Origin of the sequence: Phocaeicola faecicola, assembly GCF_013618865.1 — a bacterium.
Taxonomy (GTDB): domain Bacteria; phylum Bacteroidota; class Bacteroidia; order Bacteroidales; family Bacteroidaceae; genus Phocaeicola; species Phocaeicola faecicola.
On sequence record NZ_JABSOE010000138.1, the window covers coordinates 1 to 2,471 of the forward strand.

A 2,471-nucleotide genomic window follows, 5' to 3' on the forward strand; every position below is an offset into this window, starting at 1 on the left:
CAGGTGCGCCCGTAAGGGCATATAATAAATATAGCTTTGGCAAGCTATTAGGTTCGTGTTCTTTGAAATAATAACCTATCACCAGCCGACTTATCCATTCAACGAAAGACGATGGGGAGTGTAGCATGTCGGTAAAGCCACGAGTGAACTAACTGTCAAGTTCTGACCGTGTGGCGAGGTGAAACGATAGATATGAGGATAAAGCCTATACTGGTTGAACGATAGTCTAAGCGGCTCGATGGTTAAGCCTTGACGGAAGACAGTTACAAACGTCAAGCCGTGATACCCAGCTTCGCCTTGTAGGATGCATGGGCAAAAAGAACTTATCACGGAGCAACTACATACATAGTAAAAGACGAAAGTCGTATCCGACAATCTATCATGCCAATAGTTATTATATGTCTAAACGGGGATTGCCTAAGTGGGGCAACCCATATGGCAACAGAGCTTCCGTAGTAGTCCGAGCAAGGGAAAGCCTTGTACATGGCGAAGGGAAGCAGCCAATATCGTTTAATGTCAAATTTTGGAAAATGTGAGAGACATGAAAAGAAATCCAGAAAAGATATTAAACAGTCTAACACAACATAGTTCCGACTTGGCTTACAAGTTTGAACGTTTGTATCGGTTACTGTTTAATGAGGAGATGTACTACATTGCCTACCAACGTATTTATACGAAACAGGGCAATATGACGAAAGGTGTCGATGGAAAAACCATTGACGGTTTCTGTATATCCCATATTGAACGGTTGATAGGTACACTCAAAGATGAGACGTACCAGCCAAATCCCTCTCAGCGGGTGTACATTCCCAAGAAAAACGGGAAAATGCGACCGCTGGGTATTCCGTCATTCATTGACAAACTTCTGCAAGAAGTTATCCGAATGATTTTGGAAGCAATCTACGAGGGCAGTTTTGAAAATTCTTCTCACGGTTTCAGACCACAGAGAAGTCCGCAGACTGCACTTTGGAGCATACAAAAGACATTCAACAATACAAAATGGTTCATCGAGGGAGACATTAAAGGTTTCTTTGACAATATAGACCACGAAGTATTGATAGCTATTCTTTCAGAACGTATTTCAGATATGCGTTTTCTACGCCTTATCCGAAAGTTTCTGAATGCCGGATATGTGGAAGATTGGGTATTTCACAAATCGTATAGCGGAACACCACAAGGTGGGATAATAAGTCCTATACTGGCAAATATCTATCTTGACAAGTTCGACAAATACATCAAAGAATACACTCAAAAATTCAATAAGGGAAAAAGGCGCAAAGAAAATCCGATAGCAAAACAACTTGGGCAGAAAAAATACTACTTGACAACAAAGCTGAAACAAGCAAAGAATGAAACGGAACGGCGACTACTGTTGAAACAAATTGAAGAAGTTGTCAAAGAACGTCTGAAATATCCAGCAAGTGATGAAATGGATGCGGACATGAAACGTCTAAAATATGTGAGATATGCGGATGATTTTCTCATTGGTGTTATTGGCAGCAAAGAGGATTGTATCAAAATCAAAGAGGACATAAAGCAATTTATGGCAGACAAATTGAAATTGGAACTATCTGATGAAAAAACGCTGATAACCAATGCAAGAAAACATGCTAAATTTCTCGGCTATGACGTATTTGTACGCAAATCCAATGACACCCATAGGGATAAAAACGGACATTTGACAAGAAGCTTAGACCATAAGATAGTCCTGTATGTGACTACCGAAGTGATGCGGAAGAAGCTCCTTGAATATGATGCGGTAAAGATTACTGTTCAAAAAGGTAAGGAGGTTTGGAAGCCCAAAGGACGTACATATATGCGCTGTCTTGATGATTTGGAAATTATAAGCCAATATAACTCTGAAATCATGGGGTTCTATAACTTCTATTCGATTGCAAATAATAGTCCCGTCATTGACTCTTTTTATAACATCATGGAATACAGTATGTATAAGACATACGCCGCAAAGTACAGCACTTCTAAAAAGAAAATCATTGCGAAGTACAAGAAGAACGGAGTATTTGCCATACCGTACACCAATAAAAGGGGATATGAGTTCAAACGTGAGTTCTACGACAAAGGCTTTAAGCGAAAGGAACTGCCCAATCGGTATTTGGATGACAAACTGCCAAACACGGTTGCCATAACAGGCGGCAGAAATGGACTAATCAAGAGACTTCAGGCACGTGTATGTGAAAATTGCGGTGCTACGGACAATCTTGAAATGCACCATGTACGCAAATTGAAAGACCTAAAAGGCAAAAGTGATTGGGAAATTAAAATGATTTCACGTAACCGCAAAACATTAGCAGTATGTTCAGTATGCCATCACAAAATACACGCAGGAAAGTTAGACTGAATGAGAAGGTGGAGAGCCGTGTACGGGGAGACCTGTATGCACGGTTCGGAGGCGAGTGCTTGGAAACCTACCACTGTAAAAAGTGGCAAGGCGCTGGGTGCTTAGCCTATGG

The 2,471-nt window shown here is 40.9% G+C and carries 1 protein-coding gene; it reads left to right on the forward strand.

The window, feature by feature from the left end; all coding sequences use genetic code 11:
• Positions 1–541 precede the first annotated feature (541 nt).
• Entirely contained in the window at positions 542–2,359 is a 1,818-nt protein-coding gene (locus H3001_RS18965) for a reverse transcriptase domain-containing protein (protein WP_032945878.1), read from the forward strand.
• The last annotated feature ends 112 nt before the right edge of the window (positions 2,360–2,471 follow it).

Bases quoted from the DNA above. Each gene is read 5' to 3' on its own strand.
- H3001_RS18965 (WP_032945878.1), top strand. From the start codon at position 542: ATGAAAAGAAATCCAGAAAAGATATTAAACAGTCTAACACAACATAGT.